Below are 19,111 nucleotides of genomic sequence, written 5' to 3' on the forward strand. Positions count from 1 at the left end.
TCAGGACGCCTGCGCGGCGGGAAGCCGGACCGGCCGTCGCCTCAGCCGGGGCCGTCGGCGGCCAGGACCCCGGCGAGGGCGGTGATCGTGGACGGGCCGACCCGGCAGCAGCCGCCGACGAGCCGGGCTCCGGAGCGGACCCAGTCGGCGGCCCGTTCCGGGTCGAAGGCGCTCCCGCCGTGCCAGTCCCGCGTCCGGGCGTCCCAGCGCTCCCCGCTGTTGGGGTAGACCACGGCCGGTCTCCCGGTCACGGCGACGGCCGTCTCCACGGCGGGCCCCGCGTCGGCGGGGTCGCAGCAGTTGACCCCGACCGCCACCACCTGGTCGTTCCCCGCGGCGACCGCGAAGGCGTCCGCCAGGTCCTGCCCGGCCCGGGTCCGCCCGCCCTCGATCGTGTACGACAGCCACACGGGCACCCCGCACCCCTCGGCCGCCCGCAGCAGCGCCTCCGCCTCGTCCGCGTCCGGCACCGTCTCCAGGGCCAGGACGTCGGGTCCGGCCCCGGCGAACGCCTCGATCCGGGGCCGGTGGAAGGCGGCGAGCCGCCCCACCGACAGCCCATACCGCCCCCGGTACTCGCTGCCGTCCGCCAGCATCGCGCCGTAGGGCCCGACCGACGCGGCGACCCAGACCTCCTCCTCCGCGCCCTCCGCCGCCGACCGCGCGAGCTCCACGCTCCGGGCCAGCAGCCGCGCCGCCTCCTCCCGCCCCAGCCCCCGCCGGGCGAAGCCCTCGAAGGTGGCCTGGTAGCCGGAGGTGATGAGCACCCGGGCCCCGGCCCGTACGTACGCCGTGTGGGCCGCCTCGATCTGCTCGGGTCCGTCGGCCAGGAGCCGCGCGGACCAGAGCGCGTCCGAGAGGTCGCAGCCCTGTGCCTCCAGCTGGTGGGAGAGCCCTCCGTCGAGGACGAGCGCTCCCTCCCCGAGGGCGTCGGCGAGCGTGCGGGCCGGTCTCACCGGATCACCCCCGCTCAGCCCAGCTGGGACTGGACCTGGGCGGAGATCAGCTCCAGGTGGTCCAGGTCGTCCAGGTCCAGGACCTGGAGGTAGACCCGGGAGGAGCCGATGGCCGCGTACCGTCCGAGCTTGTCGACGACCTCGGCGGGCGAGCCCGCGAGTCCGTTCGCCTTCAGCTCGTCCACCTCCCGGCCGATGGCGGCGGCCCGGCGGGCCACCTCGGCGTCGTCCTTGCCGACACAGACGACCAGCGCGTTGGAGTACACCAGGTCGTCGGCCGGCCGCCCGGCCTCCTCGGCGGCGGCCCGCACCCTGCCGAACTGCTTCTCGCTGTCCTCCAGGGAGGCGAACGGGATGTTGAACTCGTCCGCGTACCGCGCGGCGAGCCGGGGGGTGCGGGTCGCCCCGTGTCCGCCGATCAGCACCGGGATCCTGGACTGGAGGGGCTTGGGCAGCGCCGGGGAGTCGGTGAGCCGGTAGTACTCCCCCTCGTAGCTGAACCTCTTGCCGACCTCGGTCTCCCACAGGCCGGTGACGATCGCCAGCTGCTCTTCGAGGCGGCCGAACTTCTCCTTCGGGAAGGGGATGCCGTACGCCTTGTGCTCCTCCTCGAACCAGCCCGCTCCCAGACCCAGCTCGATCCGGCCGCCGGACATCCGGTCGACCTGGGCGACCTGGATGGCGAGCACGCCGGGGAGACGGAAGGTGCCGGCCGTCATCAGCGTGCCGAGACGGATCCGCTTCGTCTCCCGGGCCAGGCCGGCCAGGGTGATCCAGGCGTCCGTCGGACCGGGCAGTCCGTCGCCGGACCCCATGGTGAGGTAGTGGTCGGAACGGAAGAAGGCGTCGAACCCGAGTTCCTCGGTGGCACGGGCCACCGTGAGGAGGGTGTCGTAGTCCGCCCCCTGCTGGGGCTCGGTGAAAATGCGAAGATCCATGCCTCCATCCTGCACCGTCACATGGACGCCGACCTCTCCGCCACCACCCGGACCACCCCGTTCCGGTCAGGCGGACGTCCGGCCCGCCGGCGGTCCGCGTCTTCCTCCTCCCGGCACGGGCAGCCCTGTCGGCGGAGGCGGAGGCAGAGGCGTAAGCGGAGGTACCGACACCGGACAGCGGTGTCCCGGTCGGTGCCGGTCCGGGCGCCGCGCCACCGGCCGGCACCGCCATCGACACGGCCACCGCCAGGACGGGCCCGAGCCACGGGGCCCACCGCCACCACTCCGCCCACCACCACGGCTGCGCCGTCGTCAGCACGGCGCCTCCCGACCCGATTCGGCGCGCTCCGGGACGGGGTCGGGCGGGCGGGCCCGCTCTCCGTCGCGTACGGCGAGGCGCCGCAGCATGCCGCGCACCCGGTCGCCCGACTCGTCGGCGGCGTCGATGGCCTCGATGCACTGCCAGTAGAGCGCCTCCTCGTCGGTGGCGCAGGCCACGCCCACCAGGGCGATCCCCACGTCGTCGAGCAGCTCCCCCAGAGCCGTCAACGCCCGCTCGGGACGGAGGACTTCGGTCAGCCGGGCCGCGCGCGGCCCTCCGGAGCCCCACACCGCCGGGTATTCCCCGATCTCGCTCAGCCCCCGCGCCTCGCCCCGCAGTTCCTGCGGACCGCAGAGCGCGAGACGGCTCCCTATCGCCTGGGCGAGGGCCTGGGCCTGCCACGCCTCTCCCACGATGTCCTGCGCCGTCCCGCTCTCCGCCAGTGCGTGCCGGCCGAGCGCGACGAGTCGCTCCGCTTCCATCACCACCGCCCCCGTTCCCACCGTGCGCCACCCACTCAGTCATTACCCAGAGTGAATCGAACTGAGCCCAAACACCAGGGGAATTCGGAAATCTGTGGACAGGGAACTTGAAGGGGAGAAGTCGATCACTCCGAAGAGTGACGATCTTCGAGTGCTACCCCCTCCCGCCCCCCTCCGCCCCGCCGCCGGGCGGGGAAGCGGACCTCGTTACGGTCGATCTTGGCCGCGAGCGCCGCCAGCGGGTCGACCCCGAGCACGGCGCAGAACTGGAGGAGGTAGGCGAGCACGTCCGCCACCTCGTCGGCGACCCGGTGGGCCGATTCCGGGTCCTCCATCACCCGTTCCGCCTGCTCCGGCGTCAGCCACTGGAAGATCTCCAGGAGTTCGGCCGCCTCCACGCTCAGGGCCGCCGCCAGGTTCTTGGGCGTGTGGTAGGGCTGCCAGTCGCGAGCGGCCGCGAACTCGACCAGTCTGCGCTGCAGCTCCGCCACGTCACCGGCCGCCGCGCCGTCCGACGCGCCGCCGTCCGACGCACCGCCGTCCGACGCCCGGCCCCTCGTCGTCCGGCGCCCCGTCACCTCGCCGTTCGTCACCTCGCCGTTCGTCACCTCGTCGCCCGCCACCCCCGCAGCCGCCTCCGTGCCCGTACCCGCGTCCGCCTCCGTACCCGCGTCCGTCATCTCGTCGTCCGTCATCTCGCCGTCCGTCACGCGCTCAGGTCTACCACCGTCACCCCGGGCGTCCGGCGCGCCTCCTCCACCGCCCGGTCGCCGACCGCGCCCGCCACCCGGACGTGTCCGTCGCCGGCGACGTCCACGGCGAGGCGGAGCAGTTCGCCCACCTGTCTCCTGTCGAGTCCCCGGTCGAGGCCGTCGGTGAGCAGGGTCAGGCTCTGCATGGCGTCGGGCACCTCCGCGATCCGGTCCGTCTCCAGGACGCCGGGGCCCGTGACCAGGGCGAGGGCCAGTCCCAGGTACCGCAGTTCGCCGTCGCCGAGGCGCCCGAGCGGGGTCACGGGCCGCCCGCCCCGTTCGAGGACCGCACGGACGGTGCCCTCCCGGAGTTCCCGCACGCCGAGTCCGGTGACGGTTCCCGTGCAGCCCGCTCCCGCCACGGCGGCGAGCCGGTGGCGGCGCCGGGGGCAGTCCGCGCGGGTGCGGTGCAGGACCTCGGCGAGGTTGCCGCAGTCGCGCCGCAACCGTCCCTCCCCGGGCGGCACGGGCGCCCGCATCCGCTCGGGCCTGGGGTCGCAGGGGAAGGCGGACCGCAGGCCGACGACCACCTGTTCGGCGGCGGCCAGCACCTCCAGCTGCCCGGCGGTCTTGCCCGCGACCCGCAACGGCAGCAGGGCCGTGCCGAGGAGGTCGTCGGGGAACGGGGCCCGGGTCACGGGGGTGGTGCCCGCCGTGTGCCACTCGGCCTGGACGGCGTTGCGACCGGGGTCGCGGAGCGCGGTGGAGAGCAGGGTGCGGCCCCCGGCCGTGAGCCGTTCGCCGACGACGCGGAGCCGGGGTTCGGCCTGGACGGCGAGGTCCAGGCGGACGGGGCCCCGCGGCCCGTCGACGGTGCATCCGATGCGGAAGCCGCGCCTGCCCTGGGCGTCGGGCCGGGCGCGTTCGGGAACGTGGTCGGCGGCGTCGGGGAACACCTCGTCGAGCGGGTCGCCCGCACCGAGCCGGGCCAGCGCCTCGTACGCCCTCAGGGTGGTGGACTTGCCGCTGCCGCTGGGTCCGGCGAAGAGGGTCACGGGACCGAGCGCGTGCGTGGCGGAGCGGTGGCCGGCGAACGCCGAGAGCCGGAGTTCGGTGACGGCGGGCCGGGCGGGCCGGGCCTCCGGCACGTCCCGGTCCCGCGGCGCCACCGGGCCCCGCGCCCGGGGGACGGGAACGCGGGGCCCCGGCGGGGCCGCGGCGGGGGCCCGGGCCTCCGGGACGCGCGGGCCGGCGGAGACGGGGCCCGGGAGGGGAACGGTGCCGGAAGGGGTGGCGGCGGAAGGAGCGACGGCGTCCGTGGAAGGAGCGGCGTCGAGGGAGGGAAGGCCCCCGGAAGGGAGGGCCGTGTCCGGGGACCGGAGGTCCCCCGTGCGGGCGTCCGGCGTACGGGCACCCGGGGTGCGGGCGTCCGGCGTACGAGCGTCCGACGTGCGGGTTTCTGGCGTGCGGGCGGGCGCGGGGCCGCCGGTGAGATCCATGCCCGGACCGTATGCGGCCCGTTCTCCGACGAACCGTTACACCGGCGCGATCTTCCTACGAACGGGGGACGCCCGCGGTCCGGCCGCCCAGGACGTCCTCCTCGTCCTCGTCCTCCTCCGCGCCCTCGACCTCCGTACCGGCCGGGGCGAGCAGGAAGACGTTCCGGTCGACGCGGTGCATCCCGCTGCCGAGCCCGAAGACGACGCCGCTGCTGAAGTCGAGGACGCGCTTGGCGACCTCGGTGTCGGCGCCGGTCAGATCGAGGAGCACCGGGATCTGGGCGATGAGGTACTCGGCGACCTCACGGGCGTCGGCGAAGACCTGCACGCGGAGCACGACCATGCGGCGCTGCTCGGCGGAATCGTACTGCTCGGGGACCGTGCGGTGGTCGACCCTGGACGGCCATTCGTCACGGCCGCGCAGGGGCACGACCTGGGCGAGGCCCTCCCACTGCTCGTCGGTGACGTCGTACCTCTCGTACCTACTCATGGACCCATCCTCCCGCTCCTCACCCGTTCGGCCCAACAACGACACGGCGGGATGACGAGGCGGCGGGTCAGAGGTGCCCGAGGTCACCCGGACGGACCAGTCCGCCCCGGTGCCCCGGTCCCGGCCCGGGGTCCGCGTCAGGCGAGGCTCTTGGCGAGTCTGCGGAGACCTTCCCCGATCTCGTCGGCCGAGTGCGTCGTGAACGACAGCCGCATCGCGCCCGGGTCCGGCTCCCCGCAGAAGAACGGAGCTCCCGGCACGTACGCCACCCCGTGGCCCACGGCGGTCCTCAGGAGCGCCGTGGCGTCGTACCCGGCGGGCAGGGTCGCCCAGACGAACATGCCGCCCTCCGGCCTGTTCCACCGGCTGCCCGCGGGCAGCGCGGCCGGCAGGCCGTCGAGCAGCGCGTCCCGGCGTTCGCGGTAGGCCGCCCGCACCACCGCGACGTGCGCGTCGAGGTCGCTGTCGCGCAGGTAACGGGCGGCGGCGGCCTGGTCGACGGTCGACGTGTGCAGGTCGGCGGCCTGTTTGGCGATGACGCAGGCACGGCGCAGCCCGGCGGGGGCGCGGAGGTGACCGAGGCGGAGACCCGGGGCCATCACCTTGGAGAAGGAGCCGAGCAGGACGGTGCGGTCGGCCGCGGCGGGGTCGGCGGCGATCCAGGGGACGCGTTCGCCGTCGTACCGCAGTTCGCCGTACGGGTCGTCCTCGACGATCCAGAAACCGTGGCGGGCCGCGGCCTCGGCGACGGCGGCGCGGCGGCCGGCGGGCAGGGTGCGGCCCGTGGGGTTCTGGAAGGTGGGGACGAGGTAGAGGAGGGCCGGCTTCTCGCGGGCCGCGATCTCTTCGAGGGCGGCCGGGACGACGCCCCGGTCGTCGGTGGGGACGGGGACGACCCGGGCGCCGGCGAAGCCGAAGGTCTGGAGGGCGGCGAGGTAGCAGGGGTCCTCGACCAGGACCACGGAGCCCGGTTCCACGAGGGCGGTGGTGAGGAGGGTGAGGGCCTGCTGCGAACCGGTGGTGACGAGCAGGTCGTCGGCGTCCGTGGGCAGGCCGCGCGCGGTGAGCCGGGCGGCGACGGCGGCGCGCAGCTCCGGGTCGCCCTCGGTGGTCGAGTACTGGAGCGCGTGCCGGGGATTCTCCGTCAGGACCCGGTCGTACGCGGCCCGGAGCCCCTCGGCGTCGAACAGTTCGGGGGCGGGCAGACCGCCGGCGAAGGAGATCACCTCGGGCCGCGCCGTGAGCGCCAGGATCTCCCGTACCGGCGACGGGCCGACGCCGGCCAGCCGGGAGGCGGTGGCCGGCGGGGGCACGGACGGGACGGGGGAGGCGGCGTTCGCGGGCCTGGGCGCGGCAGAGGGCATGGCGCCAGCATAGGGAGATCCGAAGTGCTGTCCAGATCGGCCGTCCCGCCTTCGCGCGGGGCCGGGACGGCGCGCACCGGGCACCCCCGGCCGGGTCCCGTCTCCGGCGACCCGGATGATCGGAACCATGCTCGTCCCGTCCGTGTCCGTGCTCGCCCTGGCCGTGGTGCTCGTCTGCGCCGTCGTCCGTCCCTTCCGGCTGCCCGAGGCGGTCTTCGCGCTGCCCGCCGCCGGGGTCGTCCTCGCCGTGGGGGCGGTCACGCCGGAGGCCGCCCGCGAGGAGGCCGAACGCCTCGGTCCGGTGATCGGCTTCCTCGCGGCCGTCCTCGTCCTCGCCCGGCTCTGCGACGACGAGGGCCTCTTCCACGCCTGCGGGGCGTGGATGGCCCGCAGGGCCCGTCACCGTCCCCGGCGGCTGCTCGGCGCCGTCTTCGCCCTCGCCTCGCTGATCACCGCCGTGCTGAGCCTGGACGCGACGGTCGTCCTGCTGACTCCGGTGGTCTTCGCGACGGCGACCCGGATGGGGGCCCGGCCCGCGCCGCACTCCTACGCGAGCGCCCACCTGTCCAACACGGCCTCGCTGCTGCTGCCCGTCTCGAACCTGACCAACCTGCTCGCCCTCGCCGCCACCGGCCTGGGCTTCACCCGGTTCGCGCTCCTGATGCTGCTCCCCTGGCTCGCCGCCATCGCGGTCGAGTACGCGGTCTTCCGCCGCTTCTTCGCCCGCGACCTCGACGCCCCGGCCACCCCCGCCGAGCCGCCGGAGCCCGTCGGGACGCCGCTCTTCGCCCTGGTCACCGTGGCCGCCACCCTCGCCGGGTTCGCCGTCGCCTCGGCCACCGGCACGGACCCGGCGTGGGCCGCGGCGGCGGGCGCCGCCGTCCTGGCCGTACGGGCCCTGGTCCGCCGCCGCACCACCCCGCGCGCGCTCGTCCGTGCGGCCTCGCTGCCCTTCCTCGCGTTCGTCCTCGCCCTCGGCGTCGTCGTCCGCGCGGTGGTCGACAACGGCCTCGGTGCCGTCCTCGCCCACGTCCTCCCCGGGGGCACCTCCCTCCCGGCCCTGCTCGGCACCGCCGCGCTCGCCGCCGTCCTCGCCAACCTGATCAACAACCTGCCCGCGACCCTCGCGCTCGTCCCGCCCGCCGCCGCCTCCGGGCCGGGCGCGGTGCTCGCCGTCCTGATCGGCGTGAACATCGGGCCCAACCTCACGTACGCGGGCTCGCTCGCCACCCTCCTCTGGCGCCGCATCGCCCACGACCACGGACGCCCTGCGGCCCTCGGGGAGTTCACGCGGCTCGGGCTGCTCACCGTGCCGGCCTCCCTCGCCGCCGCGACGACGGCCCTGTGGGTCTCGCTCCGGCTCCTGGGCGGATGACCGCCGGACGGGGCGGTGGCGTCTCCGGGCCCCGCCGTCCTCCGGGGCCCGGGGAACCGTCCGCCCCCGGAGGACGGCGGGGCCCGGGAACCTCCGGTGACGCTGCTACGTTCTACATATCCGTAGAAGTCAGTTCGACATCTGGAGTGCTCATGGCCCTGTGGGACCGCATCAAGGAATCCGCATCGACGATGCAGACCCAGCTGGTGGCGAAGAAGAACGACCTGAAGAGCGGCGCGTTCCGGGACGCGAGCATGGCCATGTGCGCGCTGGTCGCCGCCGCCGACGGCACGATCGACCCCGCCGAGCGCCGCCGGGTCGCCCAGCTCATCGCCACCAACGAGGTGCTGCAGAACTTCGACGCGCTCGACCTCCAGCGCCGCTTCGACGACAACCTGAACAAGCTCACCGCCGACTTCGACTTCGGCAAGGTCAGCGTCCTCCAGGAGATCGCCAAGGCGAAGAAGAAGCCGGCGGAGGCCCGCGCCGTCGTCCAGATCGGCATCGTCATCGGCGGCGCCGACGGCGACTTCGACAAGACGGAGCAGGCCGTGGTGCGCGAGGCGTGCTTCACCCTCGACCTGCCGCCGCACGAGTTCGACCTGTAGTCCCCGTGAGCGGGGCCACCGGTGCCCGGGGCCCCGCTACACCGACGTGGTGGCCGCGCGCAGCACCAGGTACAGCGTGACGGCCGAGTTGGCCGAGGAGAGCGCCGAGACCGTCGTGCCGAAGGCGGCGCCCCAGGCGGCCAGACCCGCGGCCGAGCGGACCGGCGGCCAGGCCCGCCCCGCCGGGGCCGGGCGCATCAGGGCCGCGACCCGCCGGGGCACCTGCCCCACCGCCGCCAGGGCGGGCAGGGTGGCCGCGGGGGCGCGCGGGGCGAGGAGCGCGGCCCGGCCGATCGCCCGCGCCACGGTCCGGCGGCTGCCGACCTCGGCCGCCGCCTCCTCGTCCGCCCAGCGCTCGGCGGTGTACGCGACGGCGGTGCGCAGCGGACGCAGGAACGGATTGGCCCGCGCCGCCAGGTGGACCGTCAGCAGATGGCGGTGGTGACGCCCGTTCAGGTGGGCCCGCTCGTGGGCGAAGAGCGCCCGCCGCTCGGCGGACCCGAGCCCGGCGAGCATGCCGGTGCTGACCACGATCCGCCCGCGCCCGCCGGGCAGCGCGTACGCGTACGGGGTGGGGTCCGGCAGCACCGCGACGGACGTCGCCGGCAGCCCCACGAGCGCGCCCGCCGCCCGGCGGCGCACCCGCAGCTGCCGCCGGGCGGCGACGGTGCAGGAGACCAGGACGGCGAGCAGCGCGGGGATGGCCGCCCGGCCCGCGATCTCGTCGTACGGGACGGCCGCGCGCACGTCCGGGTCCGACCAGCCGTCGGGGAGCGGATTGCCGGGCAACTGCGCGGTGCCCACGATCATCAGGAGGCCGAGGCAGAGCGTGCTGCACACGGCGAAGACCCCGGCGACGGCGGCGAGCAGGCGCGTCGCGGTGCGCGGGTGGAGCCGCTGTTCGGCGAGCCGGGCGACCGGCCACGCGGTCAGCGGGAGGACCAGGGGGAGGAAGACGAAGACGCCCATGGCGGTCAGCCTTCCTCCTCCCCGGCCTCCGGGGAGAGGAGTTCACGGAGAAGTCGTTCGTCGTTCGGCGAGAGCGCGGTGACGAAGCTGGCCAGGACCGCCTGCCGGTCCGTCTCGGCGTCGAGCACCCTCCGCATCCGCAGGGCGGCGAGCCCCGCCTCGTCCGCGACCGCCGTCCACCGGAAGGAGCGGCCCGCGCGCTCGCGTTCGACGGCGCCCTTCGCGCACAGGCGGGTCAGGATGGTGATCACGGTGGTGTAGGCGAGGCCACCGCCGAGCCGCTCCCGCACCCATGCCACGGGCACCGGTTCGGACGCCTCGCGGAGCGCGGCGAGCACCTGGGCCTCCAGCTCGCCCTGCCCGCGCCTGCGGGCCGGGGGCTCCGCCCCGTCCTCGCTCCGGTCCACCATGCCGCCGTCCTCCTTCTCCGCCGCGCCCCACCGGTCCCGACCGCCGGGGGCTGACCATCGTACTGAGGGGCGGGAGGCCGGGCACCGCGAAGAACGTCCTCGGGGGGAGCGGCCCCCATGTCCTCCGGGCGTCCGTCGTGAGACAATCGAATCCTTTCGCGACGCGGGGGGACGGTTTCCACGGTCCGGCACGAGGACGCGGGCGCACGGCCGCCGGGGTCGCGCGGGCGTCACGGCCGCGCGGGGCGCGGGCCGGTTCGCGGGCCGGTTCGCGGGCCGAGGGGGGTACGGCACATGACGTGGTTTCTCGGATTCGGGATCGCCGGACTGGTCGTCCTGGCCTTCTCGCTGGTCTTCGACGGCGTCCTGGAGGGCGTCGGCATCGGCGTGGACGGGTTCCTCTCCCTCCCGGTGATCGCCGGGTTCGTCTCGGCCCTCGGGTTCACGGGGGCGATCGCCACGGGCGCCGCCGGCGCGGGCCCCCTCGCCGCGACCCTCGCCGGTGTCGTCGCGGGCACCCTGACGGGCTGGCTGACCTGGAGGTTCAGCCGGGCGCTGCTCCGGGACGGCGGCGCGCCCGCGCCCCGGGGCGAGGACCTGGCGGGCACGTCGGGCACGGTCGTCACGGCGATCCCCGTCACGGGGTACGGCGAGGTCATGCTGTACCTGGGCGGACAGCCGGTGAAGTACGCGGCGAAAGCCGCCGTGCCGGTGACGCGGGGCACCGAGGTGTGGGTGGAGTCCGTCCTCTCGCCGACGTCGGTCTCGGTCCGCCCCGTCGAGCGCTGACCCGCCGCCCGCCCTTTCCCTCCGACCCACTTCATCCGGCAACAAGCAAGGGGGATTCCGCATGAGTCCTGTACTGACAGCGGTCCTGGGGATCGTCGTCCTGGTCGTCCTGCTCGGTCTCGTCGTCGTCACGCGGTACAAGGTGGCCGGTCCCAGCGAGGCGTTCATCATCACGGGCCGGCGCGGCAAGCAGGCCACCGACCCCGCCACCGGACGCGTCTTCACCGACAACAGCGGCCAGAAGGTCGTGGTCGGCGGCGGCGTGTTCGTCGTCCCGTTCGTGCAGCAGAAGTTCACCCTCGACCTCTCCAGCCGCCACATCCCGATCGCCGTGCGCGGCGCGGTCACCCTGCGCGGGGTGAAGGCCAACCTGGAGGGCGTCGCGATCGTCAAGGTCGGCGGCACCGAGGACTCCATCCGGGCCGCCGCACAGCGGTTCCTGATGCAGCAGAACGGCATCGTCGGCTTCACGCAGGAGGTGCTGTCCGGCGCGCTGCGCTCCATCGTGGGCCGCATGTCGGTGGAGGACATCATCCGCGACCGTGCCGCGTTCGCCGGCCAGGTCGCCGAGGAGGCCGAGGCCAGCCTGTCCGGCCAGGGCCTGGTCCTGGACGCCTTCCAGATCCAGGACATCACCACCGAGGGCTCCTACCTGGAGGACCTCGGCCGCCCGGAGGCCGCCCGCGCCAAGCAGGAGGCGGACATCGCGGAGGCCGTCGCCCGCCGCGCCGCCGAACAGGCCCGGCTCAAGGCGGAGGAGGAGATCGCGATCGCGCAGCGGACCCTCTACCTGAAGCAGGCCGAGATCAAGGCCCAGACCGACGAGGCCGCCGCCCAGGCCAACGCCGCCGGTCCGCTCGCCGAGGCCGCCCGCCAGCAGGACATCCTCGGCGAGCAGGAGAAGGTCGCCGAACGGCAGGCGGCGCTGACCGACCGTCAGCTCGACACCCAGGTCCGCAAGCCCGCCGACGCCGCCCGCTACCAGGCCGAGCAGGAGGCCGAGGCCCGCCGGATCGCCCTGGTCAAGCAGGCCGAGGCCGACGCCCAGCGCTCCCGCCTCACCGGTGAGGGCGAGAAGGCGCACCGCGCGGCGCTCGCCGACGCCGTGCGCATCGAGGGCGAGGCCGAGGCCGCCGCCATCGCCGCCCGGGGCGCCGCCGAGGCCGAGGCGATGCGCAAGAAGGCCGACGCCTTCGCCCAGTACGGCGACGCGGCCGTCCTGCAGATGCTCGTGGAGGTCCTGCCGCAGGTCGTCGCCAAGGCGTCCGAACCGCTGTCGGCCATCGACAGGATGACCGTCATCTCCACCGACGGGGCGAGCCAGTTGTCCCGCACCGTCACCGACAACGTCGCCCAGGGCATGGAACTCCTCTCCGCCACCACCGGGGTCGACCTCGCCTCCCTCCTGCAGGGCGTCACCCGCAAGCAGGACGCGGCACGGAAGTCCCCGGAGGCGCGGGAGTCCCGGGACGCCCAGGACGCGCACGGCTCTCCCGCCACGCACGGTCCGCAGGGCGAAACCGTCGAGATAACCGGCTGAACCGGCCGGGCCGGCGAGCGAGCCGCATCGCTCGGACCGACCGGCCGGACCGGATCGGACCGGATCGGCCGGGGCACGGAACGCCGGAAGGGGGCGCGTCCATTGGACGCGCCCCCTTCCGGCATCTCCTCCCCCGTCCGCGGAGGGAGGCGCGGGCCCGGGTCAGACGCGGCCGGCCGCGTCGCGCCCCTCCACCACGTCCGCGCCGTCGCCGTCCGCCCCCACGGGTCCGGCGGTGCTCCCGGTCGCGGGCTCCGCGCCCGGAAGCACGGTCCCGTCCTCCGCCGCCGGGGGTGTCGGCGCACCCCGGCGGCGGGTGGCGTACGCGGCGACCGGTTCGGTGAAGCGGGCGGTGAGCGGCCCGATCACGACGAGGACCAGGACGTAGGCGGTGGCGAAGGGCCCCAGCTCCGGCTGCACCCCGGCGCTGACGGCCAGTCCGGCGATGACGATGGAGAACTCGCCGCGCGCGACCAGCGTGCCGCCCGCCCGCCAGCGGCCCTTCACTCCGATCCCGGCCCGGCGCGCGGCCCAGTACCCGGTGGCGATCTTGGTCAGCGCGGTGACGACCGCCAGGGCGAGCGCCGGGAGGATCACCGGCGGGATGCTGGAGGGGTCGGTGTGCAGGCCGAAGAAGACGAAGAAGACCGCGGCGAACAGGTCCCGCAGCGGGCTCAGCAGGATGTGGGCGCCCTCCGCGACCTCGCCGGAGAGGGCGATGCCGACGAGGAACGCGCCCACGGCGGCGGAGACCTGGAGCTGCTGGGCGACACCGGCGACCAGCAGGGTCAGGCCGAGGACGACGAGGAGCAGCTTCTCCGGGTCGTCGCTGGAGACGAAACGGGAGATCAGCCGCCCGTACCGGAGGGCGACGAAGAGCACGAACCCGGCCACGCCCAGCGCGATCGCGAGCGTCGCGCTGCCGGCGGCGAAGCCGACGCCGGCGAGCAGGGCCGTGATGATCGGCAGGTAGACGGCCATCGCCAGGTCTTCGAGGACCAGGATGCTGAGGATCGCCGGCGTCTCGCGGTTGCCCAGGCGCCCGAGGTCGCCGAGGACCTTGGCGATGACCCCGGACGAGGAGACCCAGGTGACGCCCGCCAGGACGACGGCGGCCACGGGCCCCCAGCCGAGCAGCAGCGCGGCGGCCGCGCCGGGCAGGGCGTTGAGGGCGAAGTCGACGAGTCCGGCCGGGTACTGGGTCTTGAGGTTGGAGACGAGGTCGCTCGCGGTGTACTCGAGGCCGAGCATCAGGAGCAGGAGGATGACCCCGATCTCGGCGCCGATGGCGACGAACTCCTCGCTCGCGCCGAACGGCAGGAGGCCGCCCTTGCCGAAGGCGAGCCCCGCGAGGAGGTAGAGCGGGATCGGGGAGAAGCTGAACCGGCCCGCGAGCCGGCCGAGCAGACCGAGGCCGAGGATGATGGCGCCGAACTCGATCAGGAAAACAGCGGAGTGCACGCGCCCCTCACTCCCGGCCGAGAATCGCGGCGGCGGCGTCGACGCCCTCACGGGTGCCGATCACGATGAGCGTGTCGCCGCCCGCGAGCCGGAAGTCCGGCGTCGGGGACGGGATCGCTCCGGAGCGGCGCAGTACGGCGACGACGGAGGCGCCCGCCTCGGTGCGCATCCGCGTGTCGCCGAGGACCCGGCCGTTCCAGTACGAGTGGCCCGACAGTTCGATCCGCTCGGCGACGAGCCCCAGATCGGTGGTGTGCAGGACGTTGGGGCTGTGGTGCGCCGGCATCAGCGCGTCGATCAGGGAGGCCGTCTCCCCCTCGGTGAGGTGGAGGGACTGGGCGCACGCGTCGGGGTCGTCGGCCCGGTAGACGTTCACCGTCCGGGTCCCGTCGCGGTGCGCGATGACCGAGAGCTGGCGGTGCTCGCGCGTGGTGAAGTCGTACTGGACTCCGATGCCGGGCAGGGGTGTCGTTCTCATTCGCGGAGCAGGCACAGGCCCGTCGCCTCCTGTCGTCGTGGCCGTTCACGGCCGGTCGGGGCCGGTTCGGGCCCGTGCGTGGGAAGGAATGGCCACAGGGGGAAACGGCGCCACCCCGCACCCCGTGGCCCCGTCATGGTGCCATCCGCGCGGAGGCCCGGGACAGGGGCGTCGACACAAAGGGTCAGAAACCCGGCAAAACGATCCCGCCGCAGGTCAGAGGGCGTCCGCGCAGGAATGGCGAGGGGCCGGACGGACCGCCGGGGCGGGGTTCGCGGCGGATCGCGGGCCTCCTCGCCACCGGTCCCGGAGCCGCCGTGCCCCACCGTGCCCGCCCGCCCGGGAAACCGGGTGCGCGCGGCCGCCCCGGCCCCGCCCGCTACGCGGTCCGCGCGGGACTCGTCGCGCCACGGGATCCGCGGCTCCAGAAGGACCGCAGCAGCCCCTCGTACCGCGCCACGGCGGCGGGGCCCTCGGCGATCACGGCATAACGCCAGGTCAGGCCGTCCGGTGGGGGTCCGGCGTACAGGACGACCCCCTCGCCGCGCGCGGGGTCGTAGGCGAGCCGTCCGGCGCGCAGCCGTTCCACCGCCTCGCCGAAGGAGTACGGGGCCGGGGCGCGCAACTTGCCGGTCCCCCAGGCCGGGTCGCCGGAACCGGCCCTCGCGGCGAGCCGGGCCACCATGGCCCGGGGGGTGGTCGTGGCGGTGCGCCGGACGTTGCTCTCCCCCGCGAGGACCTCGCCGTCGGCCGAGACCATCGCGTCGAGGCCGAAGGGACCCGCGTATCCGCGTTCCGCCAGGAAGCCGCCCAGTGCGCGGCCCCACGCCTCCAGCACCGGGCCCGTGTGCGCCACCGGGGCGGGCAGGGGGGAGAGGTAGCCCGTGAAGGAGCCGTCCGCGGTCCGCGTCTCGCCGCTGAACAGCGCTCTCGTCCCGTCGGGTCCCGTCTCCAGCTGGATGCTCACCGACCGCGCCACGTCGATCCGTTCCTCCACGACCCACAGCCCCTCCGCCCCGCCCACCGGGGGCAGGTCGTCCGCACTCCACGGGTCCGGCGCCGGGAGGAAGAACAGGCCGTGGCCCCCGGCCGACCGGTCGGGCTTGACCACGACCCGTCCGTGCGAGGCGAGCAGGTCTCGGACGGCGTCCGCCACTCCCGCGCGGCGGCGGACGCGGCCGTCCGGCAGTCGCATGCCCAGCGCGCGGGCCGCGTCCCGGAAGCCGGCCTTCGTGTTGAGCAGCCGGGTCACCCCCAGCGCGGCCCCGGCCGCTTCCACGGAGGGGTACGGGGCCACGGAGGTTTCCAGGGCGTCCGCCAGGGCGATCGCCGCCGGGTCCAGGGCGGTGGGGAGGACGGCGGCCACGGGACGGCCGGCACGGGCCGCGCGCACCGCCTCGACGGCCGCGCGGTCCGGGGCGGTCCCGTCCGCGGACAGGAACCCCCCGGGCAGGACGAGCACCGTCACCGATGCCCGGGGAACACCGGTCAGACCGCAGACGTACTCCAGGAACGGCTCCCCGACCGGCACCGGGGAGACCAGGACGTCACCCGGACGCAGCAGCCACGCCTCCCGGGGCGCCTGCTCCGCCCAGCTCCGGAGGGCGTCCCGCTCGTCCAGGTCCACGGCGAGGTCGGAGACGAGGTTGGCGTAGTGGACCAGGGGTCCGGCGGGCGCGGGACCGCCGTCCGGTCCGGCGGCGCTCCCCGGCGGCGTCTCCCCCGGGGATGTCGGCCGGTCGGTCGTCATGCGGCACCTGGCCTTCGGTGGGGGCGGTCGGTTTCCTCCTCCCCTCTGCCCGCGCGGAGGCTCCCCCACGCGTACGGCCGCGGGGCGGGGGCGGGGGACGAATCGATCCGCGCGGTCCGGGGTAGGCGGCGGGCATGAGCACGGAGCACCGCACAGCGACCCACGGCCCAGCGGTCCGGGACACAGCGGTCCACGGCACCCCGGCGCGCACCGCACCCGTTCACGGCGCCCCGGGCCCGGCGCTCCCGACCGCCGCCGGGCGCCGGAGCGCCGTACCGCGCGTCCCCGGCCGCCGTGCGCGCCCCCGACGGCACGGGGCTCCCCGGTGAACGCCCCCGGCCGCCTCGACCGCGCCGCCTTCCGCGCGGCGCGGGCCGTCGCCCGCCGCCGGGGCGCGCGGCCGGCCCTCCACCCCCGGGGGGTGATGCTCGCCGGGAGCCTCGTCGTGCCCGACCACCGGTTCCACTGGGGCGTGCCGTGGCTGGACGAGCCGGGGTCCTACCGGGTGACGGCGCGGTGGTCCCGGGGCGCCGGGCTGCCGAGTCCGCTGCCCGACGGGCTCGGGCTCGCGCTGCGGGTGGAGGACGCGGGCGGGCCGGACCGCCCCCTGGAGCTTCTCCTCACCAGCAGCGGCAGCGGCCGGCTGGCCCGGCACCTGCCGGTCCCGCGCACGTCGGTGACCTCGGGCCCGTACAGCACGCTCCTGTCCTACGTCGTCGGCGGGGGGCTGGGCGTGGTGGCCGCGTTCCCGCTGCCGGGGCCCGCCGGGACGCCCGGCCGCCGCGCCGCCGTGGGTTCGCGTCCCCTCGCGTTCCGGCTCGGGTTCGGTACGGACGCCGGGTGGTGGCCCCTGGCCCGGCTCTTCCTCCTCCACGAGGAGACCGCCCCGGGCCCGTACGCGTTCGACCCGTACGAGAACTTCCTGCCCGGTTTCCGTCCCGTCGACCGGCTCCGCTCCCTGCGGGTCGCCGCGTACGCGGGATCGAGGGCCGGGCGGTGCGCCGGCTGAGGGGCGGGGCTCCCGGAGCGGCCGCCGCGCTCCCGGGAGCGGCCCGTAACGCTCCCGGGAGGGCCGGATCAGACGCAGATGTGCAGGACGCAGATGTCGTCGCGGCGGGTGGCCGGGACGAGGGCGTCCAGGACCCCCTCCAGGGGGCGCTCGCCGTCGCAGCGCTCGGCCACCGCGCGGGCCAGCTGGTCGAGTCCCTCGTCGAGGAGTTCCCCGGGGGTCTCGATCAGGCCGTCGGTGAAGAACAGCAGGTGGTCGCCGGGCAGCAGCCGGATGGTGGACGCCTCGTAGCGCGGGGCGGTCGTGGCGCCCAGGAGGATGCCCCGGGGCGAGGGGAGGTACCGGGTCTGCCCCCGGCGCAGGAGCAGGGGCGGCAGGTGTCCGGCCCGCACCCAGGTGAGGGTTCCCTCTTCGGGCTCGTAGCGGGCCATGATCATCGTGGCCGTGCTGAAGGCGCGGTCCGCGCTGTGCCACAGGAGGGTGTTGAGCCGGGCGAGGATGGTGGGGAGCGGGGTCCCCGTGATGGCCATGCCCTTGGCCGTGAAGCGCAGCTGGGCCATCGTGGCCACGGCGTCGAGTCCGTGGCCCGCGACGTCGCCGACGACGAGCAGGGCGCTGCCGTCGGGCAGTTCGATGGCGCTGTACCAGTCGCCCCCGACGTTGAGTCCCTGCTGGAGGGGCCGGTAGGCGACGTCGACGGTGAGTCCGGCCAGGCGCAGGGACTGCTGGGGAAGGGGCAGCAGGGCGTGCTGGAGCCGGGCGGCCAGGGCGCGTTCGGCCGCCAGCATCTCCTGCTGGGCCAGGGCGGTCCGCTCGCGTTCCACCAGCTCTTCCTTGGCCCGCTCCACGGCGGTGAGGTCCTGGAAGAAGCCGTGGACCTCGACCGGCGAACCGTGGGCGTCCGCCTCGGCCTCCGCGACGATCCGGAGGTGCCGCAGCTCCCCGTCGGGCGTGGTGACGCGGAAGGTGTGGTCGACGGGCAGTCCCGCGCCGAGGAGGCGCCGCACCGTGGCGCCCAGGGCGGGGAGGTCCTCGTCCGGGACGTGCCGGGGCAGCTCCTCCAGGGCCATCGGGCCGAGGGAGGGGTCGCGGGCGAAGATGTCGTAGACCTGTTCCGACCAGACGATGGTGTTCCGGACGAGGTCCCAGTGCGCCCAGCCCATGTTTCCCAGGCGCTGCATGACCTCCAGGCGGCGCTGTTCGCGCTCCCCGCCGTCGAGGCGCACCCAGGAGACGATCAGCCCTCCCTGGCAGGGCGCCGCGCGGACGGCGAACCGGGAGAGGCGGGGGATGCCGGCGAGGACCTCCTGGTACTCGAACGGCTCCCCCTCGTAGCGGACGCCGTCCTCCAGCGCTTCGAGGTACCCGTCCCACAGGGAGGTGCCGTACACCGTCGGGTAGGTCTCCAGGACGCTGAGCCCCACCAGCTCCGCCCCGGTGCGGCCCCCGACGTCCAGCGCCTCGGGCGAGGCCGCGGCGATCCGGAAGTCCTCGACCCCGCCGTCCTCGCCGTACAGCGGCAGGAGGTAGATCGCCGAGCCCGGAAGGCCGTCGAGCAGTTCCTGGACCGCGGGCGCCGACAGGGCGGGGACGGGGGCCGGGCCGGACGTCAGCCGGCGGGCCACGTAGCGGTCCGAGGAGAAGACGGAGCCGTCGCCGGCCGTGGTGGAGAGCGCGGTCAGTCCCCCGGAGCCGCGGTCTCCCGGCTCAGGCATGTCCGGCTCGACGCGGCTACCCTTCATGGGACGAGCATGCCACGAATGGCCCTCCCGGCCCACGGACGGTCTCGGGGCGGGAGCGGCCGGAGGCCGGTGCCGCGGTGCGCGGGCGCGGCCGTCCCGCCGGGGAACCCCGTCCGGGCCCCCCCCCCCCGGGGGCCCCGGGGGGGGGGGGGCCCGGGCCCCCCCCCCCCGCGCGGCCCCCCCGCCCCCCCCGCGGCGGGGGGGGGCCCCCGGGGGCCCCCCCCGCACCGGGGTGGC

The 19,111-nt window shown here is 75.5% G+C and carries 18 protein-coding genes; 5 read left to right on the forward strand and 13 right to left on the reverse strand.

Features of this window, described 5'->3' with window-relative positions; genetic code table 11:
• Positions 1-41: 41 nt before the first annotated feature.
• From mmuM to ACFYZY_RS16200, 7 genes are all read right to left on the reverse strand, one after another.
• Positions 42-956, reverse strand: a complete 915-nt coding sequence (mmuM, locus tag ACFYZY_RS16170) for a homocysteine S-methyltransferase (RefSeq protein ID WP_388694033.1) — start codon at positions 954-956, stop codon at positions 42-44.
• A 14-nt stretch (positions 957-970) separates the two neighbouring features.
• Positions 971-1,894 (reverse strand): LLM class F420-dependent oxidoreductase, encoded by a 924-nt coding sequence (locus tag ACFYZY_RS16175; RefSeq protein WP_388694035.1) that lies wholly within the window; start codon positions 1,892-1,894, stop codon positions 971-973.
• A 312-nt stretch (positions 1,895-2,206) separates the two neighbouring features.
• The gene (locus ACFYZY_RS16180) at positions 2,207-2,698 is read right to left on the reverse strand and encodes a DUF6099 family protein (protein ID WP_388694360.1); all 492 of its coding nucleotides are present in this window, start codon (positions 2,696-2,698) and stop codon (positions 2,207-2,209) included.
• A gap of 125 nt (positions 2,699-2,823) precedes the next feature.
• Entirely contained in the window at positions 2,824-3,189 is a 366-nt protein-coding gene (locus tag ACFYZY_RS16185; protein WP_388694362.1) for a nucleotide pyrophosphohydrolase, read from the reverse strand.
• A 215-nt stretch (positions 3,190-3,404) separates the two neighbouring features.
• Positions 3,405-4,559, reverse strand: a complete 1,155-nt coding sequence (locus tag ACFYZY_RS16190) for an AAA family ATPase (protein ID WP_388694038.1) — start codon at positions 4,557-4,559, stop codon at positions 3,405-3,407.
• A 385-nt stretch (positions 4,560-4,944) separates the two neighbouring features.
• Positions 4,945-5,379: a cell division protein SepF gene (locus tag ACFYZY_RS16195; protein WP_388694040.1), complete on the reverse strand. Its 435-nt coding sequence runs from the start codon at positions 5,377-5,379 to the stop codon at positions 4,945-4,947.
• 137 nt (positions 5,380-5,516) lie between these two features.
• Entirely contained in the window at positions 5,517-6,743 is a 1,227-nt protein-coding gene (locus ACFYZY_RS16200; protein ID WP_388694043.1) for a PLP-dependent aminotransferase family protein, read from the reverse strand.
• 127 nt (positions 6,744-6,870) lie between these two features.
• Here ACFYZY_RS16200 and ACFYZY_RS16205 point away from each other — a divergent pair, with 127 nt between their 5' ends.
• The gene (locus tag ACFYZY_RS16205) at positions 6,871-8,118 is read left to right on the forward strand and encodes an SLC13 family permease (protein WP_388694045.1); all 1,248 of its coding nucleotides are present in this window, start codon (positions 6,871-6,873) and stop codon (positions 8,116-8,118) included.
• Between the two features lie 152 nt (positions 8,119-8,270).
• Complete coding sequence (locus ACFYZY_RS16210) at positions 8,271-8,726, forward strand: tellurite resistance TerB family protein (RefSeq protein ID WP_388694047.1); 456 nt, start codon at positions 8,271-8,273, stop codon at positions 8,724-8,726.
• Between the two features lie 36 nt (positions 8,727-8,762).
• Here ACFYZY_RS16210 and ACFYZY_RS16215 read toward each other — a convergent pair whose 3' ends face one another.
• Positions 8,763-9,695, reverse strand: a complete 933-nt coding sequence (locus ACFYZY_RS16215) for a M56 family metallopeptidase (protein ID WP_388694050.1) — start codon at positions 9,693-9,695, stop codon at positions 8,763-8,765.
• Positions 9,696-9,700: 5 nt separating this feature from the next.
• A complete protein-coding gene (locus ACFYZY_RS16220; RefSeq protein WP_388694051.1) occupies positions 9,701-10,105 on the reverse strand; it encodes a BlaI/MecI/CopY family transcriptional regulator in 405 nt (134 codons plus the stop codon).
• Between the two features lie 294 nt (positions 10,106-10,399).
• On the opposite strand from ACFYZY_RS16220, the gene ACFYZY_RS16225 reads away from it, so the two are divergent.
• Entirely contained in the window at positions 10,400-10,894 is a 495-nt protein-coding gene (locus ACFYZY_RS16225) for a hypothetical protein (RefSeq protein ID WP_388694054.1), read from the forward strand.
• 61 nt (positions 10,895-10,955) lie between these two features.
• Positions 10,956-12,434, forward strand: a complete 1,479-nt coding sequence (locus ACFYZY_RS16230; protein WP_388694057.1) for a flotillin family protein — start codon at positions 10,956-10,958, stop codon at positions 12,432-12,434.
• A gap of 162 nt (positions 12,435-12,596) precedes the next feature.
• On the opposite strand, the gene ACFYZY_RS16235 is transcribed toward ACFYZY_RS16230, so the two are convergent.
• The 3 genes from ACFYZY_RS16235 to ACFYZY_RS16245 all read right to left on the reverse strand — a co-directional run bounded on the left by ACFYZY_RS16235 (position 12,597) and on the right by ACFYZY_RS16245 (position 16,123).
• Positions 12,597-13,895 carry a cation:proton antiporter gene (locus ACFYZY_RS16235; RefSeq protein ID WP_388694059.1) on the reverse strand — a complete coding sequence of 433 codons (1,299 nt, stop codon included), beginning with the start codon at positions 13,893-13,895 and terminating at the stop codon, positions 12,597-12,599.
• Between the two features lie 7 nt (positions 13,896-13,902).
• Positions 13,903-14,373, reverse strand: coding sequence for a cation:proton antiporter regulatory subunit (locus ACFYZY_RS16240; protein ID WP_388694061.1), 471 nt, complete (start codon positions 14,371-14,373; stop codon positions 13,903-13,905).
• Between the two features lie 379 nt (positions 14,374-14,752).
• Entirely contained in the window at positions 14,753-16,123 is a 1,371-nt protein-coding gene (locus ACFYZY_RS16245; protein WP_388694064.1) for a peptide ligase PGM1-related protein, read from the reverse strand.
• Between the two features lie 325 nt (positions 16,124-16,448).
• On the opposite strand from ACFYZY_RS16245, the gene ACFYZY_RS16250 reads away from it, so the two are divergent.
• Positions 16,449-17,132 (forward strand): phosphodiesterase, encoded by a 684-nt coding sequence (locus ACFYZY_RS16250; RefSeq protein ID WP_388694067.1) that lies wholly within the window; start codon positions 16,449-16,451, stop codon positions 17,130-17,132.
• A gap of 68 nt (positions 17,133-17,200) precedes the next feature.
• Here ACFYZY_RS16250 and ACFYZY_RS16255 read toward each other — a convergent pair whose 3' ends face one another.
• On the reverse strand, positions 17,201-18,874 hold the full coding sequence (locus ACFYZY_RS16255; RefSeq protein WP_388694070.1) for a PP2C family protein-serine/threonine phosphatase: 1,674 nt from the start codon (positions 18,872-18,874) through the stop codon (positions 17,201-17,203).
• Positions 18,875-19,111 lie beyond the last annotated feature (237 nt).

It is taken from the genome of Streptomyces sp. NPDC001744 (assembly GCF_042892575.1).
Lineage (GTDB): Bacteria > Actinomycetota > Actinomycetes > Streptomycetales > Streptomycetaceae > Streptomyces.

What these genes read in the sequence shown, in the direction of transcription:
- ACFYZY_RS16180 (WP_388694360.1), bottom strand. Translation starts at nt 2,698, where the DNA reads ATGGAAGCGGAGCGACTCGTCGCGCTCGGCCGGCACGCACTGGCGGAG.
- ACFYZY_RS16175 (WP_388694035.1), bottom strand. Translation starts at nt 1,894, where the DNA reads ATGGATCTTCGCATTTTCACCGAGCCCCAGCAGGGGGCGGACTACGAC.
- ACFYZY_RS16225 (WP_388694054.1), top strand. Translation starts at nt 10,400, where the DNA reads ATGACGTGGTTTCTCGGATTCGGGATCGCCGGACTGGTCGTCCTGGCC.
- ACFYZY_RS16195 (WP_388694040.1), bottom strand. Translation starts at nt 5,379, where the DNA reads ATGAGTAGGTACGAGAGGTACGACGTCACCGACGAGCAGTGGGAGGGC.
- ACFYZY_RS16245 (WP_388694064.1), bottom strand. Translation starts at nt 16,123, where the DNA reads ATGACGACCGACCGGCCGACATCCCCGGGGGAGACGCCGCCGGGGAGC.
- ACFYZY_RS16215 (WP_388694050.1), bottom strand. Translation starts at nt 9,695, where the DNA reads ATGGGCGTCTTCGTCTTCCTCCCCCTGGTCCTCCCGCTGACCGCGTGG.
- ACFYZY_RS16240 (WP_388694061.1), bottom strand. Translation starts at nt 14,373, where the DNA reads ATGAGAACGACACCCCTGCCCGGCATCGGAGTCCAGTACGACTTCACC.
- ACFYZY_RS16255 (WP_388694070.1), bottom strand. Translation starts at nt 18,874, where the DNA reads ATGAAGGGTAGCCGCGTCGAGCCGGACATGCCTGAGCCGGGAGACCGC.
- ACFYZY_RS16205 (WP_388694045.1), top strand. Translation starts at nt 6,871, where the DNA reads ATGCTCGTCCCGTCCGTGTCCGTGCTCGCCCTGGCCGTGGTGCTCGTC.
- ACFYZY_RS16220 (WP_388694051.1), bottom strand. Translation starts at nt 10,105, where the DNA reads ATGGTGGACCGGAGCGAGGACGGGGCGGAGCCCCCGGCCCGCAGGCGC.
- ACFYZY_RS16200 (WP_388694043.1), bottom strand. Translation starts at nt 6,743, where the DNA reads ATGCCCTCTGCCGCGCCCAGGCCCGCGAACGCCGCCTCCCCCGTCCCG.
- ACFYZY_RS16210 (WP_388694047.1), top strand. Translation starts at nt 8,271, where the DNA reads ATGGCCCTGTGGGACCGCATCAAGGAATCCGCATCGACGATGCAGACC.
- ACFYZY_RS16230 (WP_388694057.1), top strand. Translation starts at nt 10,956, where the DNA reads ATGAGTCCTGTACTGACAGCGGTCCTGGGGATCGTCGTCCTGGTCGTC.